Source organism: Pseudoalteromonas sp. SR45-5 (genome assembly GCF_014163565.1).
GTDB lineage: Bacteria > Pseudomonadota > Gammaproteobacteria > Enterobacterales > Alteromonadaceae > Pseudoalteromonas > Pseudoalteromonas distincta.
Window position 1 is genome coordinate 1 of sequence record NZ_JACJDN010000852.1, and the last position, 1,331, is coordinate 1,331.

Sequence of the window (1,331 nt, forward strand, 5' to 3'; positions counted from 1 at the left end):
AGGTAGGTTTTTATCTGCAAGCCCTTTTGGTATTGTTAAATACCCACTTAAATCTACGCCATCACGAGCTTTAATTTTAAATGGTTCCATTGTTGATAAACTTTTTTTATCGATTTCAGGTGAGCTTGAAGCAATAAATGATGCTTGTTTTTTTTCAATATCATATAAATAAAATGTAGTTGGAGTAGTATCTGCTTCTACTTTAAAAACAGCTAAGTTTTTACTTTTAGAGTGGCTTGTGAATTCTAATCTATAGTTTTTAAAAGTGTCGCTTAAGCTTTTATAAATAGCGTTTTCATCGTTTGAATCAAAGTACTTATATTGAGGATAATCAGGGTCAAAAGTTACCCCAATTACATTACCTTGAGGCCCAAAAATTGCGTCTGTAATATTTACGCTATCGTTTGCGGCGAGAAGGCTAAGTTCTTCATTGACTAAATCAAGAGCATAAATTGCAATTGTTTTTCTTCCTGAATCATTGAGTATAAAAGCTTTATTACCTTTTAAGTTCATTCCTAGAAAATTCAGTCGATCGCCTTTATTGTAATTTAATTTCTTAAGATCTAAAGACTGCCACTCGCTTTTAACTGTCTTTCTAAAATAAGCTTTAAGGTCACCTTTACCTAGCTCTTGTTCTTTATCTTCTTTGTAGCTGAATGCTATTCGTGGATTACCACTAATATCTGTAGTTATACCAAAAACATCTTCTTTTGGCTGACCTGCTACATAGTCCATTTTCCCGTTATAAATATTAAGTTTATGAACTTTTACTGCAAAATCGTCATTATAGTGGCCTTTAGTGACTAGAATGTTTTCTTTATCGTTTGGTAATATACTGATTATATTAATAAAAGAAGTGTTTGAAAATAAAATTTCTCTGCGGTTAGAACCATCAAAATTAGCTGCAACGTAATAAGGACGACTTCCTTTTGTATCTAAGTAGCCTACAGTTTTGGCGACTGACATCATAAATCTTTCGTCGTTAAGCCAAGTAACCGTTTGTATTTTTTGATATTCTCCGAAAGAAAATGCGGCAGTCGTTTTACCTGTATCTTTTTCTAGAATAACTAGCTTTACTTCAGTGTCTTCATTATAAGTTATAGAATAAAATTGACCGCCAGGAGATATTTTCACTTCAGCATAACCACTTACATCAAAAAAATCTTCTAATGTATTTTTACTATGTAAATTAAAGCTTAATATCATTAAGCACAAAGCTATAAAACTTCTTGTTAACATTTCACTTCCTTTTTTACAGTGTTCTTGTATTTTTAGTAACCTTTATTTAACAACTCTATTTTATTGTGTTTTTCCTCTTTTTTCCTCTTTTT

At 31.2% G+C, this 1,331-nt stretch carries 1 pseudogene; it reads right to left on the reverse strand.

Going from position 1 to position 1,331, the window contains the following annotated elements:
• A pseudogene (locus H5072_RS19585) lies at positions 1–1,239 on the reverse strand (S9 family peptidase); the annotation flags it as partial.
• Between the last annotated feature and the right edge of the window lie 92 nt (positions 1,240–1,331).